Here is a 2909-nt window from a genome sequence, read left to right as displayed (position 1 = left end):
GGTCTCGGGCCGACTGGCGGCCCGTCGTGTCGGAGGAGGGTTGCCCTCCCCCTCCGACACCATTAATTAAACCATGTCTTGGGGTGTGGGGCAAGCATCCCGGCCGGGGATGGCGAGTGCGGCGCGGACGCGACCGTGACGTTCGGCGCGTACAAGCCGGCGCTGCTCATCGATCCGGCCGCCGAGTACGCGGGGGCCCTGCGGCTCGTGGACATCGGCCTCGACCTGCCCGTCGTACCGGACCTGGAGTCGCTGCAGTACGCGGACGTGGCGGAGCTGCTGCCGGAGCCTTCGGCGGAGAGCGACAAGTACCGGCGGGGCGTCGTCGGCGTCGTCGCCGGATCGGCACGTTATCCGGGGGCGGCCGTGCTGGCCGTGGCCGGGGCGCTGCGCGGCGGGGCGGGGGCGGTGCGGTACGTGGGGCCCGCGGCCGACGCGGTGATCGCACGGTTCCCGGAGACCCTTGTGCACGCCGGGCCGCCGGCCAAGGCGGGACGCGTCCAGGCGTGGGTCGTGGGCCCCGGCCTCGGGGACGACACGTCGGCGGTCGATGACGTACTGGCGTCCGACGTTCCGGTCCTGGTGGACGCGGACGGGCTGCGGCTGCTGGACGCGTCGGCCGTAAAGGCCCGGTCGGCGGCCACGCTGCTCACTCCGCACGCGGGCGAGGCGGCTGCGCTGCTCGACGTGTCACGCGAGGAGGTCGAGGGGGCGCGGCTCGCTTCGGTACGGGCGCTGGCCTCGCGTTACGGGGCGACCGTACTGCTCAAGGGGTCGACCACCCTCGTCGCGGCCCCTTCGGGCGACACACCGGTCCGGGTGAACCCGACCGGGACGCCCTGGCTGGCCACGGCGGGCAGCGGCGACGTGCTGTCGGGCCTGGCGGGCTCGCTGCTCGCGGCCGGACTCGAGGCCAGGGACGCGGGCTCCGTCGCGGCCTATCTGCACGGCCTGGCGGCCCGCCGGGCTTCCGGCGGGGCGGCCGTGGTCGCCCAGGACGTGGCTGACGGGATCGCGGGGGCCTGGCGGGATGTCCGCGGGTGAGGTGACTGCGGCGAGGGTGGAGGGGATGGGGGGCGATGACGTGCGGGCCGTCTGTTCCTGTTCGGCTCCGGCGGACGGGAGTCGGCTCCGGGGGGCAGGGGCCCGCGCTCTGAGAGACTGGGGCGCGACGACGGGGACAGACAGATGACTGAGGCACGGACATGACCGGGGAACCCATGCGAGCGCGCGCCGAGATCGACCTCGGCGCGCTGCGCGCCAATGTGCGCGCGCTGCGCGCCCGTGCGCCCCGTGCTCAGCTCATGGCTGTGGTCAAGGCTGACGCGTACGGCCACGGCATGCTGCCCTGCGCCAGGGCCGCACTGGCGGCCGGAGCGGACTGGCTCGGCACCGCGACCCCGCAGGAAGCTCTCGCCCTGCGCGCAGCCGGTATCCGCGCCCGGCTGCTCTGCTGGCTGTGGACGCCCGGCGGGCCGTGGCGCGAGGCGATCGAGGCCGACATCGACGTGTCCGTCGGCGGCATGTGGGCGCTCGACGAAGTGCGGGCCGCGGCCCGGGCGAGCGGTCGTCCGGCCCGTATCCAGCTCAAGGCCGACACCGGCCTCGGCCGCGGCGGATGCCAGCCCGCCGACTGGCCGGAACTCGTCGGCGCCGCTGCCGCGGCCGAGGCCGAGGGCCTGGCGGTCGTCACCGGGATCTGGTCGCACTTCGCCTGCGCCGACGAGCCGGGCCATCCGTCCATCACCGCGCAGAAGGACCGCTTCGACGAGGCCATCACGTACGCCGAGAAGGCGGGGCTCAGCCCCGAGGTCCGGCACATCGCCAACTCGCCTGCGGTGCTGACACTGCCCGATACGCAGTACGACCTGATCCGCCCCGGTGTCGCGCTCTACGGCATCTCGCCCGTACCGCAGCTCGGCAGTGCGGCCGACTTCGGGCTGCGCCCCGTCATGACGCTCAGTGCCCGCCTGGGCATGGTCAAGCACGTACCGGCGGGGCACGGCGTCAGCTACGGCCACCACTACGTCACCCCGTCCGAGACCACACTCGGCCTGGTCCCTCTCGGATACGCGGACGGTGTCCCGCGCCACGCTTCGGGTCAGGGCCCTGTGCTGGTCGGCGGCAGACTGCGGCGGGTCGCGGGACGGATCGCCATGGACCAGTTCGTCGTGGACCTGGAGGGGGACGAGCTCCCTGCGGGTGCGGAGGCGGTGCTGTTCGGGCCGGGCGACCGGGGCGAGCCGACCGCCGAGGACTGGGCCCGGGCCGCGGACACCATCGCGTACGAGATCGTCACCCGCATCGGGCCGCGGGTGGACCGTGTGTACGTGAATGGTGAATGAGGGGCCGGGGCTGGGGCTGGGGCCGGGCGATCAGCGGCCGGACGTGCAGTAGCCGTGCAGTAGCCCGACGTGCAGCAGCCCGACGTCGCTGTGTTTGTCCGATGCCCCTGTGTTGCCCGTTGTCCCTCCGCGGTCCGTTGTCCCTATGTTGAGGGATGTTGAGGGGCAGATGTTCAGTAGTCGGACGATCAGTTGGAGAGCGGCACGGTGAGCGAGAGCACCAGCGCGAATGTGGCCCAGGCCGTGGCGGGCGCCAACTGGCGCAGGGCCAGTGGCTTCGCCGGCGCGGCGATCGGCGTGCTCGCCGCCGGTGCGGCTGCGGGGGTGGCGGTTGAGCGGCTGACGGTGGGCCGCGGCATGCGCAAGAAGGCGCGGCTCGCCCTCGACGCATCGGGTCCGTACGGCTCCCTGCGCGGCACACCGGGCCGGGCGGTCGCCGACGACGGCACCGGGATCTACTACGAGGTCGACGAAGCGGCTGACGGCGGGGAGTCCGGGGGAGCCCAGACGCGCGGAGGGCCGGCTGAGGCAGCGGGGGCGACCGGGACAGCGGGAGCAGCCGGG

At 73.9% G+C, this 2909-nt stretch carries 1 protein-coding gene and 2 pseudogenes; all 3 read left to right on the top strand.

The window, feature by feature from the left end:
- Positions 1–123: 123 nt before the first annotated feature.
- Positions 124–1044 (top strand): annotated as a pseudogene (locus tag G3I19_RS35830) (NAD(P)H-hydrate dehydratase); the annotation flags it as partial.
- A 161-nt stretch (positions 1045–1205) separates the two neighbouring features.
- On the top strand, positions 1206–2345 hold the full coding sequence (gene alr / locus G3I19_RS35825; protein WP_239075047.1) for an alanine racemase: 1140 nt from the start codon (positions 1206–1208) through the stop codon (positions 2343–2345).
- Positions 2346–2552: 207 nt separating this feature from the next.
- A pseudogene (locus G3I19_RS35820) lies at positions 2553–2909 on the top strand (alpha/beta hydrolase); the annotation flags it as partial.

Source organism: Streptomyces sp. SID10853 (genome assembly GCF_010548145.1).
GTDB lineage: Bacteria > Actinomycetota > Actinomycetes > Streptomycetales > Streptomycetaceae > Streptomyces.
The sequence above is the reverse complement of the archived record's forward strand: the minus strand, read 5'-3'. Positions and strand labels throughout refer to the sequence as shown.

Coding starts and splice junctions, on each gene's coding strand:
- alr (WP_239075047.1), top strand. CDS start 1,206: ATGACCGGGGAACCCATGCGAGCGCGCGCCGAGATCGACCTCGGCGCG.